Here is a 20150-nt window from a genome sequence, read left to right as displayed (position 1 = left end):
CCGTGCGTGCGTCGGCACGCACAAGGAGCGCAACGCAGAGTGGCGCGCCCTGGCAGGCCTTCCCTTCGGGTTGCCCAGCCAAGGGGCCGTCTGCGGCGTTGCCCGCGCTTGCAAGGCGCAAGCCTTGCTGCGCGCGGGCGCCTTGCATCCAGCCCTTGGCTGGGCAACGCGATCCCCGCAAATAGCGTTAACAGGCCCTAGAGCCGCAGCTTCAGAGCTTGATGCCCGCGCCCTTGACCGCCGGGCCGAGCACGCCGACCTGCTCCTTCACGAAGCTCTCGAAGCGGGCCGTGCTCTCGGGCTTGCCGACGATGCCCAGCTCGATCAGCTTCTTCTGCACCTCGGGCATCACCAGCACCTCGTTGCAGGCGCCGTTGAGCCTGGCGACCATGTCCGCCGGCAGCTTCGCCGGACCGCTGAGTCCGAAGAAGTTCTCGAGCACGAGCTTGGGCTGGCCGAGCTCCGCCACCGTCGGCACCTCGGGCATCAGCGGCGAGCGCGACGTGCCCGTCACCGCCAGCGGCACCAGCTGGCCGCTCTTGAAGAAAGGCACGTAGGCGGTGATGACGTCGATGCCGACCGGGATCACGTCGGCGATCAGGTCGGTGGTCATGGGCGCGCCGCCGCGGTAGGGCACGTGCACCAGGTTGGCGCCGGTGGTCTTGCGAATCAGCTCGCCGTAAATATGGCCGATCGATCCGGGACCGCCCGAGCCGAAGTCCAGCCGCCCCACCTTGCGCGCCCGCGCGTCGAGCCCAGCATAGCTCGCGATGCCCGAGGGCTTGCTCGCCATGATCACCAGCGGCGCCGAGCCCAGGTAGGCGACGTGCGTGAAGGCCTGCAGCGGATCGTAGGGCTGCTTCTCCAGCGTGAAGGGCCCGAGCGCGATCGGCGTCGTGTTCGAGAGCATGAAGGTGTACCCGTCGCTCGGCGCCGCGGCCACCAGCGTGCCGCCGATGGTGCCGCCGGCGCCGGGCTTGTTGTCCACCACGACGGGCTGGCCCAGCTTCTTGCCGAGCTGCTCGGCTATCACGCGCGCCAGGATGTCGCTCGACCCGCCGGGCGGGAAGGTCACGATGATCTTGATCGGCTTGTCGGGCCACTGGGCGAAGGCCGGCAGCGCCAGCGAGGCGGTACCGGCGGCCAGCAGTTGGAGCGCGCCGCGGCGCGTGGGGCGGGTGGTGATGGTCATGGCGCTTTCCAAGCAAAAGCGATGCCCGCACGCAAATCGTGCGGCGAAGCTCCGCTTTGAACCACAATCTTCCTCTTCCCGCTCCACTCCTTCATGACCGCCGAACCTGCACCGCTGCTGCTGAGCCCCGAGCACATCGCGATGATCGACAAGGGCGTGTCCGCCATCGTGGCTTCGCGCAACGCTGCGCTTCGGCCGAGCCTGATGCGCGCCGTCGGCAGCAGCATCTCGGCCGATGGCGCGGAGATCACCGTGTACCTCGCGCGCACCCAATCGCGCCAGCTGCTGCAAGACCTGGCCGCCACCGGCCATGTGGCGGTGGTGTTCAGCGAGCCGCTCAGCAACCGCACGGTGCAGGTCAAGGCCAAGGCGGTGCGGCTTCGCGCGGCCGAGGAGAGCGACCTGCCCCTGCTGCGCAGCTACCTGACCTCGATGGAATACGAAGTCGCCTGCGTCGGCTTCGACGCGGTCTTCGTGCGCGCGATGCTCGCCTGTGAGCTCGGCGATGCGGTGGCCGTGAGCTTCCGCCCCGACGAGGCCTACGATCAGACGCCGGGCCCGCGCGCAGGCAGCGCGCTGCCCGCTCGGTCCGGCGCACCATGAACGCAGCCGCCGCGCCTTCGCTGCCGGAGATCCGCGCCTGCTTCGAGGGCGCCATCCCGGCCATGGTGGCGACCTGCGCCGAGGACGGCACGCCCAACGTGGCCTTCATCTCGCAGGTCTACTACGTGGACGAGCGCCATGTCGCGCTGTCCTTCCAGTTCTTCAACAAGACGCGCCGGAACATCCTGGCCAATCCGCACGGCAACGTGCTGGTGATGGATCCGGTCACCGCCGGCTTCTACCGGCTCCAGATGCGCTATCTGCGCACCGAAACCGAGGGGCCGTTGTTCGAGGGCATGAAGGCGCAGCTCGCGGGCATCGCCTCGCACTCGGGCATGGCCGGCGTGTTCCGCCTGCTCGGCTCCGACGTCTACGAGGTCGAGGCCATCGAGCGCCTGGAAGGCGCGAGCCTGCCGGCGCCGCCGCGCCCGGGACTGCTCGCCGGCGTGCGGCGCGCGGCCGAACGCATGGCCGCCTGCGGCGCGACCGACGAGCTCCTGCAGGCCGTGCTGGCCACTCTCAACGACCACCTGGGCATCCGGCACGCGATGGTGCTGATGCTCGACGCGGCGGCGCAGCGCCTCTACGCGGTGGCGACCTGCGGCTATTCGACCTCCGGCGTCGGCTCCGAGATCGAGATCGGCCACGGCGTCATCGGTGTGGCCGCGCGCGAACGCACGCCGGTGCGCATCAGCCACATGACGAATGCGGCCGCCTACAGCCATGCGGTGCGCAGCAGCATGCGCGAAAGCGAGCCCGGCCTCGCGCTGGACACCGAGATCCCCTTCCCCGGCCTGGCCGAGCCGCACAGCCAGCTGGCCGTGCCCATCCTCTCGACCGGGCGGCTGCTCGGCGTGCTGTTCGTCGAGAGCCCGCTGGACATGCGCTTCGGCTTCGAGGACGAAGATGCGCTGGTCGCGATCGCGGGCCATCTCGGCGCGGCGCTGGATCTGCTGCAGACCGCGGCCGAGCCAGCGGCGCCCGAGGAGCCCATGGCCGCGGCTGCGCCCTCGGCCGGCGGCAGCCCGCTCGCGGTGCGGCACTACCTCGTCAACAACAGCGTCTTCATCGGCGACCGCTATCTGATCAAGGGCGTGGCCGGCGCGATCCTGGGCAAGCTGCTGCGCGAGCACACGCAGCAGGGTCGCTGCGAGTTCACCAACCGCGAGCTGCGCCTCGACCCTGCCCTGCGGCTGCCGGACCTGTCGGACAACCTCGAGGCGCGCCTCGTGCTGCTGCAGCGACGACTGGTCGAGAACTGTCCGCACATCCGCATCGAGAAGACGGGACGCGGGCGTTTTCGCCTGCACGTGGACCGGCCGATCGCACTCGAAGAGATCTGCGCCTAGGCCGCCGGCAGGCCCAGGCTGGCGGCCAGCTTGGCCCACTCGCGTTCGCCCAGATGCGGGCGCACCACCTCCAGCGCCGCCGCGAAGGCCGGCGCCGGCGCCTGGGCGCGCATGTCGGCCAGCATGCCGGCACGCTCGGCCGGGTTCATGAAAGGCACCAGCCAGCGCAGCGCGAACATCATCTCTTCGGGCGGGATCGATGCCACCAGCCGGTTGTGGATGTCCGTCAGCTCGGCGTCGGTGTAGCGCGCCCAAAGCACCGCGTTGTGCGCGGTTTCCTCGACGTGCATGTGTTCGAAGTTGTGGGCGATGAAGAGCGAGAGCGCGCGGTACAGCGCGAGCGCATCGGCCGCGCGCGCCGCGGCCTCGCAGTTCAGGAGCGCAGTGGTTTGCGCTGCCAGCGCGGCAATCTCTTCCTCGTGCTGCGCGTGCTCGTGGGCGATCTGGCCGCTCGCGCCCGGCGCGCGCGCCTCCATCGCCGCATGCACGAACTCGTTCTCGTGCCGCAGGTGCGAACGGCAGAAGTCGAGCAGCTGCATCACGCGCTGCGTGACTTCGGCCAGTTCGGGCGCGTCGTCGCAGTCCATGCGCCCGACGGCCAGCAGGGTGTCGGCCATCAGCGCACGCAGCGCCTTGTGAATGCCGGCGTAGAGATCCACACGGGGTGCTGCCGCCTCGGCGAGCTGGCGCATTTCACGCGGTTCGATGTTCATGGGGTGTCCTTCTTCTCGAGTGGAGCGGCCGGTGCACCGCGCACCGGCCTGCTGGAGAAGAAGTCTAGGAATCGCGCCCGCGCGGCGCCGCTAAGAATTGCTTATGCAATCCCTCACGGAACCTTAAATTTCCAGACTCAGGGTGCAGGCAGCCGCAGATCGGCAAGCTTGCGCTCGAAGCGAAGCAGCCAGATGCGCGTCGGCCGCTCCAGCTCGCTGCCGCGCGTGATGCGCGCGCCGACCACGCCGGCAGGGCAGCCGCTGACGATCGCGCCGGAGGCATCGACGGTGCAGTCTTCCACGCTGCCGGCCACGCGCTGGCCGTTGGCGTCCAGCAGCATGGTGCCGAGGCCGAAGTCGTTGTCGTTGACCAGCGCCAGCGTGTTCTCGTCCACCAAGGCGAGGCCCTCGGCCTTCTCGGCCAGCCAGCCGAGCGCGTTGAGATCGAGCAGCTCGGTCTTCTTCATCGGGACCACGGTGGACCAGTCGGCAGCGCCCGACACGGCCTGGGTGATGCTGCTGATCTCGAGGTTGTGGTCCAGCGCGGCGATGTCGGTCGCGTCGGCCGGGATCTCGACCAGCATCAACTTGTTGAACACCTTGGCGTCGCTCTTGCGCGCACCTTGCTCGATCACGATGAAGCGCCCGCCGCCCAGGCTCACCATGTCGCCGAGCTTGGCGTTGCCGGTGCGGTCCTTGTCGTACTGGCTGCCATCGATCGGGTAGGCATACATCTTCGAGGTCTCGGTGGCCGGGTCGAACTCGAGCCAGCGTGCGAACCTGGCAATGTGGCGCACGTCGGTGTTGCTGCCGCCGGGCGGCCTCGCCTTGATGGACTTGCCGGCACCGTCCTTCGGGTCGATCGGGCTCTGGAGGAAGCCGTGCAACCTGCCGCTGGCCGCGTCCAGCGCAAGGCCCTCCATGCCGCGGTTGGGCCGCCGCTGCGAGAGCACCGCGGGCAGGTCCGCGACGCCGGCGCCGGGGCCGTACTTCTTCTCGACCACGCCGGTGGCGATGTTGATGCGCGCGATGAAGGGGCCGTACTCGTCGCTGGTCCACAGCACGTTGCGGGCCTTGTCGAGCACCATCGTCTCCGGGTCGAGTCCGTTGGCGTCGAAGCCGGCCTTGGCCGCATCGAACACGTAGTTCTCGGTCAGCGGCGTCTCGCCCGTGGAGCCCACGCCCGACTGCGGCGGCAGGCCGGTGAGCCTGCGCGCGGCATCGAGCTTCAGCGGCGTGCTCGACTGCAGCAGCGCGCCGTTCTTGCCGACCGTGACGATGCCGAAGCTCGGCGCGAAGGACGGCGCCGGGAACACCTTGCTGATGTTGGTGACCCCGCCGCCGCCGGGCACGGGCGCCGTCGGACCGTCGCCGTTGGGGCCGCGGTCGGTGATGGCGTAGAACTCCAGCGCACCGTCGGCTGCCGTGCCCTTGAAGGCCAGGCCCGAGCCGTAGGCGGGCAGGAAGCCGTCCGCGAACTCGGCGCGGGTCTTCTCGTTGCTGCCTTCGTAGGGCACGTAGAACTTCTTGTCGGCCTGCAGCTGGCGGCGTGTGACGTTCACTGCGATGCTGCCGAGCGCGTTGGTCTGCGTCGAAGCTTCGGTCACCGGCGTACCTAGGTTGCCGGCCAGCGTGCTTTCGAAATGTTCACGCGCCAGGAGGCGCCGGCTGGCATCGACCACGCGTGCGCTGTAAGGGCTGGGCAATGCCGCGAGCAGCGTGCCGAGCTTGGCGTCGAAGGCGCCGGCCTCGGCATCGAAGTCGAGCACGCCGGCCGCGAGCGCCGCCTTCAGTGCATCGGTGATCTTGATGCCGTTGGAAGGATCGCCGTCCTCGTCGAAGCTCTGCAGCGCGAACAGGCGATTGACCACCTTGTCGGCCTTCACGTCGGCCGCCGTGGCTTGCAGGTTGGCCAGCGCGAGCGGCGTGATCGCGGCACCGCAGGTCGCGCTGCCGAGCACGAGCGCACCGAGGCTGAAGCGCACCGTCTCGCCTTCCTTGCAGACGAACTCGCCCTTGGCGGAGGTCTCGGCTTGGGCGGACGAGCCCGCCACGTAGTCCAGCCCTTCGACGGCGGAATCGAGGAATACGCCGGTGACGCTCTTGGCTGCGGGCGGTGCATCTCCACCGCCCGACGGCGGCGGCGCGAACCCGCCACCGCTTCCCCCGCCGCCGCATGCCGTCACCACCACGCCAGCCGCCATCGCCGCCAGCCATCCCATCCTCGATCGCTTGTTCATTGTTGTCCTGCTGAATCGCCCGCGCACCACGCGTGAGCCCGAGGATTAAGGCGAAGATTTGTGACGCTGCGGTGAAACGACGGGCCTCTTCAGGCCCTAGGCTGGCCCATCTAGATCAAGCCGGATGCCTTGCCCGGCGCCGGCCCGCGCATTAACCTGCACGCAGGGGCGGGGCCCCTCCCGCCCGGGAGACCGCCATGTATGAACGCATACTCGTCGCCACCGACGGTTCCGAGCTCTCGGAACAAGCCGTGACCAGCGCGATCGACCTGGCCATCCTGATGAAAGCCGAGCTGGTCGCCGTCAAGGTGGTGCACCACTACCCCACCGGCTATTTCGAAGGCTCGCTGCTGCTGAACCAGATGGAAGTCACGCGACTGCAGGAGCAGGCCGATGCCGAAGCGCAGCGCGTGGTCGATGCCGTGAAGGAAAAGGCGCTCGCCAAGGGCGTCGAGAGCATCAAGGCCGTCGTCATGAAGTCCGAGCTGGTCTCGGAAGCCATCATCGAAGCCGCCCGCAACTACCGCTGCGACCTGATCGTCATGGCCTCTCACGGCCGGCGCGGCATCCAGCGCCTGCTGATGGGCAGCGAAACGCTGCATGTGCTGACGCACTCGCACACGCCGGTGCTGGTGCTGCGCTGATCAACGCACGGCGCCGGAATCGCGCTGCCGGTCGTCGTGCTTGTGCGCGAGGTAGGTCGCGAGGTCGATCTCGTGCAACTGGGCCGGATACTGCTCGATGGCCTCGAACCAGCGCTGCAGGCGCTTCTCCGGGCGCTCCGGCGCCGGCACCCCGAGACCGGCCAGATAGGCATCGAGGGTGAGGAAGTAGCGCATCGCGTTGCGCTCCATCAGGCCGCGCAATCCGCGGATGTATTCGGGCTGGCCGTCGGGCCTCTTGCCGACCACGGTGAAGCCCACCTTGTGGCTGCCGAAGGTCGCGAGGTAGGCCATGGTGGCGTAGCGCGCCATCATGTTGTGCTCGTAGGCATAGCCGAAATGCAGGAAGGTCTGGCGCGCGCCGAGCGGCGTGGCTTCGAGCATCACGCGGTAGCGGCTGGTGCCGAACGGCCCCGCCTCCGCCGCCAGGTCGACCGCGAGGTAATCGCGCGTGCTGCTGGCCGTGCGATGGACGAAGTCGAGCTCGAAGGCCTGCTCCACCGGCTTGTCGTAGCGCCGCACCACGCTGAGCGTGAGCACGTCGCCATCCGGCCGCCGGGCCACACGGCAGCGCCGGTTGTTGACGTGCAGCAGCAGCATCTCGCACCACTGCGATGCGTTGGCGAGTGCGGCGCGCACGTCTTCCAGCGGGTGGTCGACGACGGCGTAGATATCGCCCTGCAGCCCGTTCTCCGTTTCGACCGATTCCAGGTGCAGGGGCCGCTTCATCGGGCTGCGCGCGAGCTGGTCGGCCAGCTTGTGGTGCAGCTCGCGCAAGCCCTGCGCAGAACCGGCCTCTTGCGGGCCCGCCTGCGCGCCGAGCGCCCAAGCACCCCACGCAATGCACAGAGCCATGCGAGAGGCGCAGCGACACGAAGCGGCCAAATGGCGGTTCATGGGACCACACCATACAACGGCTTGGCCTTCAGCTTCCGGCGCGCCCGCGTCGCGCGAGGAGCCACATGGCCGCGCCGAGCAGAAGCGCGCCCAGCCACTGGCGCGGTGCGAGCGCCTGCTCGAACAGCCAGGCCGCCAGCACGGCGGCCACCAGCGGTTCGATCAGCGTGCCGACCACTGCGGCCGTGGGCGACAGGCGCCGTGCGCCCCAGGCAAAGGCGAGATAGGCGACGGAGGTCGTCACCACGCCGGTGTAGCCCACGCCGAGCCATTGCATCGCGCCGGCCGGCCACGTCAAGCCGGCCGAGACAGCGGCAACGAGCATGCACAGCGCCGCCACGCTCATGCCCCAAGCCGATGCGGTGACGGCAGGCAGGCGAACCGGCATGCGTGCATTGCCGAGGACGACAAGCGCATAACAGCAGGCCGAAGCGAAGGACCAGGCCAGGCCCGCCAGGTAGCCAGCGGGCAGCGCGCCGAGACCGGCCGACGGCCAGACGACCAGCGCGACGCCCGCCGACGCCAGCACCAGCCCCGCCAGCAGGCGGCCGCCGAAGCGCTCGTAGCCGCGCAGCAGCGACACGGCAGCCACGATCACAGGCGCACCGCAGATCGAGATCACGGTCGGCAGTGCCGCGCCCAGGTGGGCGATGCCGGCGAACCAGCAGCTCACGTTGAGTGCCATCGCCACGCCGGTGGCGACCACCTGCCCGCGCTCGCGGTACGCCAGTTCGCGCCATTGCACGCGCGGCATTTCGCGTGCGCGCCAGTGCCACCACCACAAGAGCGGCAGGCCGAGCGCGAAGCGTGCGAGCGACAGGCTTTGCGGCGCGATGCCGCCCTCGATCAGGAATTGCGCCACCAGCGCGCCGCCGCCCCACAAGGCGCCGGCAAGCAACACGCCGCCCCACGCCAGGCCGGCGAACATTCTTTCGTTCATGAAAAATTCTCCAAGTCCTGCCGCGCTCTTGGCGGCAGGCGTCCTTACGCCGGCCGCCCGCGCTCGCAACGAAGGAGCGAAGACGGCCACCCATGCGGGCCTTAGGCGCAGCGCTCGCGGCGCAACACCTCAGGCGAGGGTCGGCGAAGGGGGAGAACGGTGGATCTGCATTGCGCGGATCATAAAGAACCGCGGCGCACTCAGCGCGCCTTGCGCGCCGGCTTGCCGCGCCCGGCGCCGTTGTCGCGCGGCGGCAGCCCGGTGTGCTGCGTGAGGATGCGGCCCTTGACGGGCTGTACGGGCTTCAATGCGACCGTGGTCGAGTTCTTGCGCCGCGCGCTCTGGTAGCTGCCGTCGGTCAGCGGCTGATAGGTCGGGATCAGGTGGTGCTTGCCGTTGCCGATCAGGTCGGCGCGGCCCATCTTCTTCAATGCCTCGCGCAGCAGCGGCCAGTTGTTGGCATCGTGGTAGCGCAGGAAGGCCTTGTGCAGCCGGCGGCGCTTGTCGCCGCGCACGATGTCCACGGTTTCGCTCTCGCGTGTGATCTTGCGCAGCGGATTCTTGTTGGTGTGGTACATCGCCGTCGCGGTGGCCATCGGCGACGGATAGAAGGTCTGCACTTGGTCGGCGCGGAAGCCGTTCTTCTTGAGCCAGATCGCGAGGTTCATCATGTCCTCGTCGCTGGTGCCTGGATGCGCGGCGATGAAGTACGGAATCAGGTACTGCTTCTTGCCCGCCTCCGCGCTGAATTTCTCGAACATCTGCTTGAACTTGTCGTAGCTGCCGATGCCGGGCTTCATCATCTTGGTGAGCGGCCCCTGCTCGGTGTGCTCAGGCGCGATCTTGAGGTAGCCGCCCACGTGGTGCTGCACCAGCTCCTTCACGTACTCGGGCGACTGCACAGCCAGGTCGTAGCGCAGGCCGGAACCGATCAGGATCTTCTTGATGCCCTTCAGCGCACGCGCGCGGCGATAGATCTTGATCAGCGGATCGTGGTTCGTGTTGAGGTTCGGGCAGATCCCCGGGTACACGCAGCTGGGCTTGCGGCAGGCCGATTCGATCTCGGGCGATTTGCAGCCGATGCGGTACATGTTGGCCGTCGGCCCGCCGAGATCGGAGATGGTGCCGGTGAAGCCCTTCACACTGTCGCGGATCGCCTCGACCTCCTTGATGATCGAATCTTCCGAGCGGCTTTGGATGATGCGGCCCTCGTGCTCGGTGATCGAGCAGAAGGTGCAGCCGCCGAAGCAGCCGCGCATGATGTTCACGCTGAAGCGGATCATCTCCCACGCGGGAATCTTGGTCGCGCCGTCGTGGCTGCCGTGTTCGTCGGCGTAGCGCGGGTGCGGGCTGCGCGCATACGGCAGGTCGAACACGTGGTCCATCTCGGCCGTGGTGAGCGGGATCGGCGGCGGGTTGATCCAGACATCGCGCGCGGTCGTGCCTTCGCCATGCGCCTGCACCAGGGCGCGCGCGTTGCCGGGGTTGGTCTCGAGGTGCAGTACGCGGTTGGCGTGGGCGTAGAGCACGGGATCGGCGCGCACCTGCTCGTAGGAAGGCAGGCGGATCACGGAGCGGTCGCGTGGCGGGACCTTGAGCTTGCTGCGACCCTGCAAGGCCGGATTGGGGACAAAGTTCAGCGGCTTGATCGCAGGGCTGACCGCAGCAGCCGCCTCGGCCGCGGCAGCCACTGCTTGCGCCTCGTCCTCCTTCGCACAGGTCGCGCCGTTCGCCTTGGCCTGCTCCGAAACCATGAGGTACGGATTCACATGAGCTTCGACGCGGCCGGGCTCATCGACGCTGGTCGAATCGATCTCGAACCACCCTTCCGGCGTGTCGCGTCGCACGAAGGCCGTGCCGCGCACGTCGGTGATCTGCGCCACGGGCTCGCGCGCAGCGAGGCGATGCGCGATCTCGACGATGGCTCGCTCGGCATTGCCGTAGAGCAGCAGGTCGCACTTGGCGTCCACCACGATTGAGCGGCGCACCTTGTCCTGCCAGTAGTCGTAGTGCGCGATGCGGCGCAGCGAGCCCTCGATGCCGCCGAGCACGATCGGCACCTCGTTCCAGGCTTCCTTGCAGCGCTGCGAATAGACGATGGCCGCCCGGTCGGGCCGCCGGCCACCGACGTCGCCGGGCGTGTAGGCGTCGTCGCTGCGGATCTTGCGGTCCGCGGTGTAGCGGTTGATCATCGAATCCATGTTGCCGGCGGTCACGCCGAAGAACAGGTTCGGCTTGCCCAGTGCCTTGAAGGGCTCGGCGCTGTGCCAGTCGGGCTGGGCGATGATGCCGACGCGGAAGCCCTGCGCCTCCAGCATGCGGCCGATCACCGCCATGCCGAAGCTCGGGTGGTCCACGTAGGCGTCGCCGGTGACGATGACGATGTCGCAGCTGTCCCAGCCGAGCGCATCCATCTCCGCTCGCGAGGTGGGCAGGAATTTCGCCGTGCCGAAGCGGGCTGCCCAGTACTTGCGGTAGCTGGAGAGCGGCTTCGCAGCGCGCTGGAAGAAGGAGACGTCGACAGGGGCGTTCATCGGGGGAGGCGTGGCGGCAGGACATGCCGCGGTGGCCCGTTTCGGGCAACCCGCGATTTTACGGGTTCGGGGTGGGTCTGTCGCCCTAAAGGCCTTGGCGGGCGTGCAGCCAGGACTCGTCAGATACTTGCCTCGGTCAACTATTCAACTGACAATGGCAATCATGTCTGTCGAATCGCCTCCCTCCTCCGACGTGGCCGCCGTCAAGGCGGTGCGCCAGTTCAACCGCTTCTACACGCGCCGCATCGGCGCCCTCGATCCCTACCTGGGCAGCGCCATGTCGCTGACCGACGTGCGCGTGCTCTACGAGCTGGCGCACCGCGAAAGCGCGGTGGCGAGCGAGATCGGCAAGGACCTCGGCCTCGACGGCGGCTACCTGAGCCGCATCCTGCGCCGCTTCGAAGGCGCAGGCTGGCTCACGCGGGAAACGCATCCGAAGGATGCCCGCCAGAGCCTGCTGCGCCTTACGGAGGCGGGCCATGCGGCCTTCGCACCGCTGCAGCAGAAGTCGCGCGACGAGGCGCGCGCCCTGCTCTCGGCGCTGTCCGCGCCGCAGCAGCGCCAGCTGATCGATGCGATGCATACGGTGCAGGCGCTGATCGAACCCGCGGCGAATTCGCCGACCAAGCCGCGCACCGCCGTGCTGCGCGACCCCGGCCCCGGCGACATCGGGTGGGTGGTGCAGCAGCATGGCGAGATCTATGCGCGCGAGTACGGCTGGAACAGCGAATTCGAGGCGCTGGTGGCCGAGATTGCGGCCCAGTTCCTGCGCAAGTTCCAGCCCGAATGGGAGCGCTGCTGGATTGCCGAGCTCGACGGCGAGCGCGTCGGCGCCGTGTTCCTGGCGCGCAAGTCGGCCACTGTGGCGCAACTGCGCTTGCTGATCCTCACGCCGCAGGCGCGCGGCCTGGGCCTCGGCGCGCGGCTCACCGACGAATGCATCGCCTTCGCGCGCCACAAGGGCTACAAAAAGATGGTGCTGTGGACCAACAGCTGCCTCGTCGCCGCACGCGGCATCTATGCCGCACGCGGCTTCAAGCTCGTCAAGTCCGAGCCTTACGTGGGCTTCGGCCAGCAACTGGTCGGCGAGACCTGGGAGCTCAAGCTCACTGCATGAACCAGCCGTGGCTCACGACGAGCGACTGGCCGGTGAGCGCATTGGTCGGGAAGGCAGCGAACATCAGCGCCACGCGTGCCACATCGTCGGTGGTTGTGAATTCGCCGTCCACCGTCTCCTTGAGCATCACGTTCTTGATCACCTGTTCCTCGGTGATGCCCAGCGTCTTCGCCTGCTCGGGAATCTGTTTCTCGACCAGCGGCGTGCGCACGAAGCCCGGGCATATCACGTTGGCTCGCACGCCGTGCTTGGCACCCTCCTTCGCCACCGTCTTGGCCAGGCCGATCAGGCCGTGCTTGGCGGTGACGTAGGGCGCCTTGAGCAGCGAGGCTTCCTTGGAATGCACCGAGCCCATGTAGATCACGCTGCCGCCGCGGCCCTGCGCGTACATGTGCTTCAGGCAGGCCTTGGTGGTGAGGAAGGCGCCGTCGAGATGGATGGCCAGCATCTTCTTCCAGTCGGCGAAGCTGAATTCCTCCACCGGATGCACGATCTGGATGCCGGCATTGCTGATCAGGATGTCGATGCCGCCGAAGGCCTTGGCGGCTTCCTCGACGGCCGCATCGACCTGCTGTTCGCTGGTGACGTCGACGCCGACGCCGATCGCCTGCGCACCGGTTTCCTCGAGCTCGGCGGCAGTGGCGTCGGCCGCCTGCTTGTTGAGGTCGGCGATCACGATCTTCGCGCCTTCCTGCGCGAACAGGATGGCGATCTCCTTGCCGATGCCGCTGGCCGAGCCGGTGATGAAAGCGACCTTGTCCTTGAGTTGCATGGGATCTCCTTGGGATGAAAGGTGAAGAGAGGGAAGGCGCGTACAAGCTGTGTGCCTGCGACGCGAAGCGTGCGCCTCGAGTCTTGGGCGAAGCTGACCAGGAGCCGCGTCAATTCGCCGCCGGAATGGCAGGCACCCGCATTGGACGGCGGACCTTTGGCGCGTTGGGTACGGCCAGGTCGAAGGTGGTCACGCCGTTGGCCTGCGAGGCGCTCCTGAGCCACTCCGGGTGCTCCAGCGTGTTGCAGATATCGCGCATGCCGGACTCCCAGTGCTCGTCGACCGAGGCACGCGAGAACTCGTAGTCCTTGGAGTCGAGCTCATAGGGCTTGTCGCGGTAGATCAGGTGCACGATCTCGATCGGCTGGTGCGTCAGCTGGGCGCACACCGCGGCCACGCTGGGGTCCTTCTGCAGCGAGGCCGGCAGCCTGGCGATCAGGTCGGCCACCGCCTGCTGCAGGTTCATGTTCGAGGCCATGGCGTCGGTGTTCATGCGCGTGCGGCTCGAGTAGGTGATGTCCTTCTGCCGCTCCAGGGTCTCGGCCAGCGTGCGCGGCATCGTGCCGCGGGCGCTGAACAGGTCGACCTGCAGCACCATCAGCGGCTCGCTGCGCGGATGCGTGTCGAGCACGTACTGCAGCGGCGTGTTGGAGACGATGCCGCCGTCCCAGTAGTCCTCGCCATCGATGTGCACCGGAGCAAAGCCGGGCGGCAATGCGCCGCTGGCCATGATGTGCTCGGGGCCGATGCGCTGCTTCCTGTTGTCGAAATAGACCGAGTTGCCGCTGCGTACGTTGACCGCGCCGACGCTGAAGCGGATCTCGCCGTCGTTGAGGCGGTCGAAATCCACCAGCCGCTCGAGCGTGGACTTCAAGGGCGCGGTGTCGTAGTAGCTCAGTACCGGCGCCGCGCCGCCGAGCAGCAGCGCCGGACTGCGGCGCGGCGTGAAGAAGCCCGGCACGCCGAAAACTGCGGCCGAGGTCGCGCTCCACTGGTTGAACAGCGCGCGGTCGCCCCAGCCCGGCGGCAGGCGCTGGGCCGGACCGGAGGAAACGAGGTCCCAGAACTCGCGCAGGCGGGCCACGCGCAGTTCGGGCGCATTGCCCGCGATCAGCGCGGCATTGACCGCGCCGATCGACACGCCGGCCACCCAGTCGAGCTCCTTGTGCTTCTCGAAGACGCCGGCGTACACGCCCGCCTGGTAAGCGCCCAGCGCGCCGCCACCCTGGAGCACCAGGGCTTTCTTGGCGGTCGTGATGTCGACGCGGGGGGTAGAAGTGCGCGAGGGGCGCGAGGCGAACGAGTTCGTTTTCTTGGCGGCGGGCATGGATCGATTTGACACCATGCGCGGCGCCGCCGCGTCTCGCAGGGCTACATCTTCGGCAGCAACTGCCCGCGGATCTCGCCGCCCGGATTGGCCGCCGTGTGGACGTTGGCGTACCACTTGCCGGCCATGAGGTCGGCCGCCTGGGCCGGCGTCAGCGTCGCCTGGCCCTCGATCGGGCTGGCGGGATTCGCGAAGGGCAGCACGATGCCGGCATTGGCGCCGGCGGAGGCCGGGCCGTGGAAGTGCGCCGCTGTGGCGGGACCGCTCAAGCCGGTATAGACGATCTTGTACTTGAGCACGTTGGTGTCCTTGTTCAGCCAGGCTTCGGCCAGGCCGCTGCCGCGCGTCATGTTGGGCGGCACCTGGCTGGCGGCGTTCATGCTGCCGCTGAAGCTCGCCGTGTTCGACCTCGACATCATTCCGCAGCCTGCAAGTACCGCCGTCGCGGCGCCAGCCACGAGGGCCATGCGCAAGAGGGTGCCATATCTGTTCATTGCGATCTCCGTCAGTTTCAAGAGCGCCCAGCATAGACAGCGCGCGGCGCGCGGCGTGTCGGCCACGAGCCCGACTTCGCGGCGCCCGATGGCATCATCGGATCCATGAAATCCCTGCCCTCAGCCCACGATGTCGCGACCTTCTGGACCGAAGCCGGACCGCAACGATGGTTCGCCAAGAACGAGGCCTTCGATGCCGAATTCAAGTCGCGCTTCGAGGCCGCCCACCATGCCGCCGCCGCCGGCGCGCTCGATGCCTGGGCTCACGACGCCGAAGGCGCGCTCGCGCTCCTGGTGCTGCTCGACCAGTTCCCGCGCAACGCGTGGCGCAACAGCGGCCACATGTTCGCCACCGACGGCAAGGCGCGCGCCATTGCACGCGCGGCGATCGCAACGGGCCTGGACCAGCAGGTCGACGCCGCGCTGCGGCCCTTCTTCTATCTGCCCTTCATGCATTCCGAGTCGCTCGAGGACCAGGAGCGCTCGGTCGAGCTGAACGCCGCGCTCGATGCCAACACGCAGCGCTACGCGGTGCTGCACCGGGACATCATCGCGCGCTTCGGGCGCTTCCCTCATCGCAACAAGGCGCTGGGCCGCGAGACCACGGCGGAGGAACAGAAGTTTCTCGACGATGGCGGCTTCGCGGGTTAGGGCCTGTTGACAGGCCTTAGGCCCGCGTCGGCGAGGAAGGCGCATCCGGCCGCTCGACGTTCCGCAGCGACCCGTACTTGTGCGCGTAGACCCAGGTGAATTCTGCACCGAGCAGAAAAATCTGCGCCGAGTAGTACACCCACACCAGCACCACCACCAGCGAGCCCGCGGCGCCGTATCCCGAAGCCACGCTGCTCTTGCCGATGTAGAGGCCGATCAGGTGCTTGCCCACGGTGAACAGCAGCGCGGTGACCGCGGCGCCCACCCAGACGTCGCGCCATTGCACGCGCGCGCGGGGCATGATCTTGTAGATCAGCGCGAAGCCGACCGTCACCATCGCGAAGCTGAAGACGAAGTTGACCGCCTGCGCCAGCATGGCCCAGCCGCCGAAGACGGGCGCCCACCACTTGCTGAGCGCCGCCAGCGCCGCGCTGGCCACCAGCGACACCATCAGCAGGAAGCCGATGCCCATGATCATGCCGAAGGACAGCAGGCGCACGCGCACCAGGTTCAGCAGGCCCGTGCTCTCGTCGCGCGCGGGGGCGCGCCAGATGCGGTCGAGCGCGTCCTGCAGCTCGCCGAATACCGTGGTCGCGCCGATCACCAGCAAGGCGATGCCGATCACGGTGGCGACGATGCCTTCCTTCGGCTTGTTGACGGCCTCCAGCATGCCCTGCACCGCCCGCGCGCCCTGCTCGCCCATGAGGCCCGAGAGCTGCGTCATGATCTCGCCGCGCGCCGCCTCCTGGCCGAACGCCAGGCCGGCGACCGAGATCACGATCAGCAGCAGGGGCGCCACCGAGAACACCGTGTAGTAGGCCAGCGCCGCGCCCATGCTCGGCGCGTAGTCGGCCTTCCAGGACATCACCGCCTGCTTGCAGAGATCGAAGAGTTCGCGCGGCTGCATGGCGCCAGTGTCGCAGCATGTGCAGCTCCGGCGTGTCGGCAGACGGCGCGGTTGCTCTGCGCCCATAATCGGACGCGATGCACCCGGCCCCAACCGATGCGGCGGCGCCCGACCGACCGCAACCCCGATCCATCGGCGAGCTCTTCGTTTCGTTCACCTGGCTCGCCTTGCAGGGCTTCGGCGGCGTGCTCGCGATCGTGCAGCGCGAGATGGTCGAGAAGAAACGCTGGCTCACGGCCGACGAGTTCCTCGAGGACTGGGCGGTGGCCCAGGTGCTGCCGGGGCCGAACGTCATCAACCTGGCACTGATGATCGGCGACCGCTACTTCGGCCTGCGCGGCGCCGTCGCCGCGGTAGCCGGCATGCTGGCGGTGCCGCTGGTCGTGATCCTCGCGCTGGCCGTGCTCTATGCCCACTACGCCGGCAATCCGCAGGTGGCCGGCGCCTTGCGCGGCATGGGCGCGGTCGCCGGCGGACTAATCGCCGCCACGGGCATCAAGCTGATCCCGGCGCTGCGCCGGCATCCGCTCGGCTTCGGCGTCTGCCTGGGCTTCGTGGCTCTGGTCTTCGGTGCCATCGCGTTCGCGCGCATTCCGCTCGGGTGGGTGCTGCTGGCGGTGGGCGGCGTGACCTGCATGTGGACCTGGAAAAGAATCGGAGCATGAGCATCGCCGGGCCGCCCCAAGATGCGAGAGCCCCCTCGGGGGGCAGCGAGGACACGTCAGTGCCGAGCGTGGGGGCCATATGACCATCGCCGGGCCGCCCCAAGACGCGAGAGCCCCCTCGGGGGGCAGCGAGGACACGTCAGTGCCGAGCGTGGGGGCCATATGACCATCGCCGGGCCGCCCCAAGACGCGAGAGCCCCCTCGGGGGGCAGCGAGGACACGCCAGTGCCGAGCGTGGGGGCGGCCATATGACCATCGTGATGGACTGGCACGACTGGCTGGCCCTTTTCGGCCAGTACCTGCTGCTGTCGATGCTCTCGATCAGTGGTGCCATCACCACCGTGCCCGACATGCACCGCTACCTGGTCGCCCAGCATGGCTGGCTGACGGAGGCGCAGTTCAGCTCCTCGGTCGCCATCGCGCAAGCCGCGCCGGGGCCCAACGTGCTCTTCGTCGCGCTGATGGGATGGAACGTGGGCCTCAATGCCGGCGGCGGCATCGGCGCCGGCCCGCGGGCCTGGGGGCTCGGCCTGCTCGGCCTCGCGGTCACGATGGTCGGCATCATGCTGCCGAGCACCACCCTGACCTACGTCGCGACACGCTGGGGTCATCGCAACCGCACGCGGCGCGAGGTGCGCGCCTTCAAGCAGGGCATGGCGCCGGTGGTGGTGGGCCTGCTGATCGCCACCGGCTGGGTGCTCGCCTCCGGCAACCATGGCGGCGGTGCGCCCGCCTGGCACCTCTGGCTGCTCACCGGCGTCGCAGCATTTATCGTCTGGCGCACCCGCATCCATCTGTTGTGGCTGCTCGGCGCCGGCGCGCTCCTGGGCGCGCTGGGCTTCGTGTAAGCCGCCCCCAGGGAAACAAACATGCAACTTCGCTCCCTCGGCCGTTCCGGCCTTCAAGTTTCGCCGCTGGCCTTCGGCGGCAACGTCTTCGGCTGGACCGTCGACGAGCCGCTGTCGTTTCGGCTGCTCGATGCCTGGCTCGATGCCGGCTTCAACTTCGTCGACACCGCCGACGTCTATTCGAGCTGGGTACCCGGCCACAGCGGCGGCGAATCGGAAGCCATCATCGGCAAGTGGCTGCGCCAGACCGGCAAGCGCAACCGCGTGGTGCTCGCGACCAAGGTCGGCAAGCCGATGGGCGAAGGCAGGAAGGGGCTTTCGCCGGCCTACATCCGCGAGGCGGTCGATGCGTCGCTCAAGCGCCTCAAGACCGACCACATCGACCTCTACCAATCGCACGACGACGATGCCGCGACGCCCCTGGCCGACACGCTCGGTGCCTTCGCCGAGCTGATCAAGGCCGGCAAGGTGCGCGCCATCGGCGCCTCGAACTACAGCGCGCCGCGGCTGGCGGAGGCGCTCGACGTCGCCGAGCGCGAAGGCCTTCCGCGCTACGAGAGCCTGCAGCCGCTCTACAACCTCTACGATCGCGCCGTGTTCGAGGACGCGCTGGAGCCGCTGTGCCTCGAACGCGGCGTCGGCGTGATCAATTTCTATGCGCTGGCGGCGGGCTTCCTCACGGGCAAGTATCGCAGCGAGGCCGACGCCGCCAAGAGCGCGCGCGGCGCGAACACAACGAAGAAGTACCTCAACCCGCGCGGCCTGCGCATCCTGGCCGCGCTCGATGCGGCTGCCAGGGCGCACGGCGCGACGCCGGGCCAGGTCGCGATCGCATGGCAGATCGCGCGCCCGTCAATCACTGCACCGATCGCGAGCGCCACTTCGCAGAAGCAGCTCGACGAACTGGTGGCCGCCGCCAGCCTCGCGCTCGATGCCGAAACCATCGCCGCGCTCGACGCCGCAAGCGTCGAGAGCACGCAACGGTAGGCACCCTCCGACACGCATTGGCGGCGCCAGCCGCCCTGCCCGGCCGTTTCCCCGGACACACTGGCTCGATCCAAACATCGGAGAGAGAACCATGTCTTTTGCGCTCTACCTGATCGGTTTTCTGATCTTCCTGGCCGGCGTGGCTTGGGGCGCCTCGGTAGCCGGCGTGCCGACGCTCTATATTGGAATCGGTGCGCTCATCCTGCTTGGCATCGGCATCTTCACCGCCGTGGGGCGCACGCGCAGCAAGGATCCCTCCTGAGCGTTTGGCGCTTCGTCGCCCCTCTTGAAATCCGCGCGGATCGCTCCTACCTCCTTCACCGGAAGCGCCGGAGGTGTCTCCGGCGCTCCGTTTGTCTCATCAGCCAAATGGAGGTTTCGCCATGTATCGATCCCTGTTCCCGCGCGATCTGTTCGCCGAGATGGATCGCCTGCAACGCGAAATGCAGCAGGCCTTCGATCTGTCTCCGAGCATCCGAGGTTTGGGCCGCGGCGGTTTCCCGGCCCTGAACGTCGGCGGCACGCAGCAAACGGTAGAAATTTACGCCTTCGCTCCCGGCATTGATCCGGCCACGCTCGAGATTCAGCTCGACCGCGGCCTGCTGACCATTGCGGGCGAGCGCAAGTCGTTGCTGCCGGAAGACGACTCGCCTTCCACCGTGCACATCCACGAGCGTTTCGCGGGCAGCTTCCGCCGCGTTCTCACGCTGTCGGAAGACGCGGACCCGGATGCCGTCGACGCAAAGTACCGCGACGGCATCGTGCACATCACGATCCAGCGCCGCGCTTCCGCGCAGCCCCGTCGCATTGCCATCCAATGAAAGGAGCACTTGCCATGAACGAGCTTGACACCCTCGCCCGCAAGGACAAGGCGGGCTACGGCGAGGCGGCGCTCACGCCGCCGGTGGACGTGGTGGAAGACAGCACCGGCATCACGCTCTATGCCGACCTGCCGGGCGTCTCCAAGGACAAGCTGCGGCTCCAGGTGGAGTCCGACACGCTCACCATCGACGCCGAGTCGGACCTGAGCGTCCCCGAAGGCCTGCAGTCGAGCCATGCCGAGGTCGGCCTCGCGCGCTTCCACCGCGTCTTCACGCTGAGCAAGGAGCTCGACACCGAGAAGGTCTCGGCCGAGCTTGCCAACGGCGTGCTGACGCTGCGCATACCCAAGGTGGAGCAGGCGCAGCCGCGGCGCATCGACGTCAAGGTTGCCTGAGCACTCCGACCGCCGGCGGCGGTCGAGGCGTAGCGC

Annotated in this window: 21 protein-coding genes; 11 read left to right on the top strand and 10 right to left on the bottom strand. The window is 68.2% G+C overall.

Translation table 11 applies throughout. From position 1 onward, the window contains the following. Window positions 1-211: 211 nt before the first annotated feature. Entirely contained in the window at window positions 212-1192 is a 981-nt protein-coding gene (locus EJI01_RS15015; RefSeq protein ID WP_126837942.1) for a Bug family tripartite tricarboxylate transporter substrate binding protein, read from the bottom strand. Between the two features lie 93 nt (window positions 1193-1285). Between EJI01_RS15015 and EJI01_RS15010 the strand changes: the two genes are divergently transcribed. Next, on the top strand, window positions 1286-1795 hold the full coding sequence (locus EJI01_RS15010; RefSeq protein WP_126837941.1) for a pyridoxamine 5'-phosphate oxidase family protein: 510 nt from the start codon (window positions 1286-1288) through the stop codon (window positions 1793-1795). Then, window positions 1792-3144 (top strand): GAF domain-containing protein, encoded by a 1353-nt coding sequence (locus EJI01_RS15005; protein WP_126837940.1) that lies wholly within the window; start codon window positions 1792-1794, stop codon window positions 3142-3144. Before EJI01_RS15010 ends, EJI01_RS15005 begins: the two co-directional genes overlap by 4 nt. Here the strand turns inward: EJI01_RS15005 and EJI01_RS15000 are convergent. Next, window positions 3141-3857: a hemerythrin domain-containing protein gene (locus EJI01_RS15000; RefSeq protein ID WP_126837939.1), complete on the bottom strand. Its 717-nt coding sequence runs from the start codon at window positions 3855-3857 to the stop codon at window positions 3141-3143. The two genes, EJI01_RS15005 and EJI01_RS15000, sit on opposite strands and share 4 nt — an antisense overlap. Window positions 3858-3994: 137 nt before the next feature. Then, entirely contained in the window at window positions 3995-6097 is a 2103-nt protein-coding gene (locus tag EJI01_RS14995; protein ID WP_260602461.1) for an esterase-like activity of phytase family protein, read from the bottom strand. A gap of 197 nt (window positions 6098-6294) precedes the next feature. Between EJI01_RS14995 and EJI01_RS14990 the strand changes: the two genes are divergently transcribed. Then, on the top strand, window positions 6295-6741 hold the full coding sequence (locus EJI01_RS14990) for a universal stress protein (protein ID WP_126837938.1): 447 nt from the start codon (window positions 6295-6297) through the stop codon (window positions 6739-6741). Here EJI01_RS14990 and EJI01_RS14985 read toward each other — a convergent pair whose 3' ends face one another. From EJI01_RS14985 to EJI01_RS14975, 3 genes are all read right to left on the bottom strand, one after another. Continuing rightward, complete coding sequence (locus tag EJI01_RS14985) at window positions 6742-7614, bottom strand: hypothetical protein (protein ID WP_260602460.1); 873 nt, start codon at window positions 7612-7614, stop codon at window positions 6742-6744. A 70-nt stretch (window positions 7615-7684) separates the two neighbouring features. Next, the gene (locus EJI01_RS14980; RefSeq protein WP_126837936.1) at window positions 7685-8596 is read right to left on the bottom strand and encodes a DMT family transporter; all 912 of its coding nucleotides are present in this window, start codon (window positions 8594-8596) and stop codon (window positions 7685-7687) included. Window positions 8597-8796: 200 nt separating this feature from the next. Continuing rightward, a complete protein-coding gene (locus tag EJI01_RS14975; protein ID WP_126837935.1) occupies window positions 8797-11130 on the bottom strand; it encodes a YgiQ family radical SAM protein in 2334 nt (777 codons plus the stop codon). A 154-nt stretch (window positions 11131-11284) separates the two neighbouring features. Between EJI01_RS14975 and EJI01_RS14970 the strand changes: the two genes are divergently transcribed. Next, entirely contained in the window at window positions 11285-12247 is a 963-nt protein-coding gene (locus tag EJI01_RS14970) for a helix-turn-helix domain-containing GNAT family N-acetyltransferase (protein WP_126837934.1), read from the top strand. Here the strand turns inward: EJI01_RS14970 and EJI01_RS14965 are convergent. The 3 genes from EJI01_RS14965 to EJI01_RS14955 all read right to left on the bottom strand — a co-directional run bounded on the left by EJI01_RS14965 (window position 12237) and on the right by EJI01_RS14955 (window position 14840). Then, window positions 12237-13019 carry a 3-hydroxybutyrate dehydrogenase gene (locus EJI01_RS14965; RefSeq protein WP_126837933.1) on the bottom strand — a complete coding sequence of 261 codons (783 nt, stop codon included), beginning with the start codon at window positions 13017-13019 and terminating at the stop codon, window positions 12237-12239. The genes EJI01_RS14970 and EJI01_RS14965 overlap by 11 nt on opposite strands. A gap of 109 nt (window positions 13020-13128) precedes the next feature. After that, window positions 13129-14346 carry a DUF3734 domain-containing protein gene (locus EJI01_RS14960; protein WP_126837932.1) on the bottom strand — a complete coding sequence of 406 codons (1218 nt, stop codon included), beginning with the start codon at window positions 14344-14346 and terminating at the stop codon, window positions 13129-13131. Between the two features lie 44 nt (window positions 14347-14390). Further along, window positions 14391-14840 (bottom strand): CHRD domain-containing protein, encoded by a 450-nt coding sequence (locus tag EJI01_RS14955; RefSeq protein WP_126837931.1) that lies wholly within the window; start codon window positions 14838-14840, stop codon window positions 14391-14393. Window positions 14841-14945: 105 nt separating this feature from the next. On the opposite strand from EJI01_RS14955, the gene EJI01_RS14950 reads away from it, so the two are divergent. Then, window positions 14946-15491, top strand: coding sequence for a DUF924 family protein (locus EJI01_RS14950; protein ID WP_126837930.1), 546 nt, complete (start codon window positions 14946-14948; stop codon window positions 15489-15491). 16 nt (window positions 15492-15507) lie between these two features. Here EJI01_RS14950 and EJI01_RS14945 read toward each other — a convergent pair whose 3' ends face one another. Further along, the gene (locus EJI01_RS14945; protein WP_126837929.1) at window positions 15508-16398 is read right to left on the bottom strand and encodes a YihY/virulence factor BrkB family protein; all 891 of its coding nucleotides are present in this window, start codon (window positions 16396-16398) and stop codon (window positions 15508-15510) included. Window positions 16399-16475: 77 nt separating this feature from the next. Here EJI01_RS14945 and EJI01_RS14940 point away from each other — a divergent pair, with 77 nt between their 5' ends. The 6 genes from EJI01_RS14940 to EJI01_RS14915 all read left to right on the top strand — a co-directional run bounded on the left by EJI01_RS14940 (window position 16476) and on the right by EJI01_RS14915 (window position 20114). Further along, the gene (locus EJI01_RS14940) at window positions 16476-17063 is read left to right on the top strand and encodes a chromate transporter (RefSeq protein WP_126837928.1); all 588 of its coding nucleotides are present in this window, start codon (window positions 16476-16478) and stop codon (window positions 17061-17063) included. Window positions 17064-17311: 248 nt separating this feature from the next. Next, complete coding sequence (locus tag EJI01_RS14930; RefSeq protein ID WP_126837927.1) at window positions 17312-17911, top strand: chromate transporter; 600 nt, start codon at window positions 17312-17314, stop codon at window positions 17909-17911. A gap of 21 nt (window positions 17912-17932) precedes the next feature. Then, window positions 17933-18898 carry an aldo/keto reductase gene (locus EJI01_RS14925; protein ID WP_126837926.1) on the top strand — a complete coding sequence of 322 codons (966 nt, stop codon included), beginning with the start codon at window positions 17933-17935 and terminating at the stop codon, window positions 18896-18898. 91 nt (window positions 18899-18989) lie between these two features. Continuing rightward, window positions 18990-19160, top strand: coding sequence for a SoxR reducing system RseC family protein (locus tag EJI01_RS28555; protein ID WP_139191699.1), 171 nt, complete (start codon window positions 18990-18992; stop codon window positions 19158-19160). A gap of 121 nt (window positions 19161-19281) precedes the next feature. Further along, window positions 19282-19719: an Hsp20/alpha crystallin family protein gene (locus EJI01_RS14920; protein ID WP_126837979.1), complete on the top strand. Its 438-nt coding sequence runs from the start codon at window positions 19282-19284 to the stop codon at window positions 19717-19719. A gap of 14 nt (window positions 19720-19733) precedes the next feature. After that, window positions 19734-20114, top strand: coding sequence for an Hsp20/alpha crystallin family protein (locus EJI01_RS14915; RefSeq protein ID WP_221885673.1), 381 nt, complete (start codon window positions 19734-19736; stop codon window positions 20112-20114). Window positions 20115-20150: the final 36 nt, after the last annotated feature.

Origin of the sequence: Variovorax sp. MHTC-1, from assembly GCF_003984645.1 — a bacterium.
GTDB lineage: Bacteria > Pseudomonadota > Gammaproteobacteria > Burkholderiales > Burkholderiaceae_C > Variovorax.
This window is presented reverse-complemented; position numbering and strand designations above follow the sequence as displayed.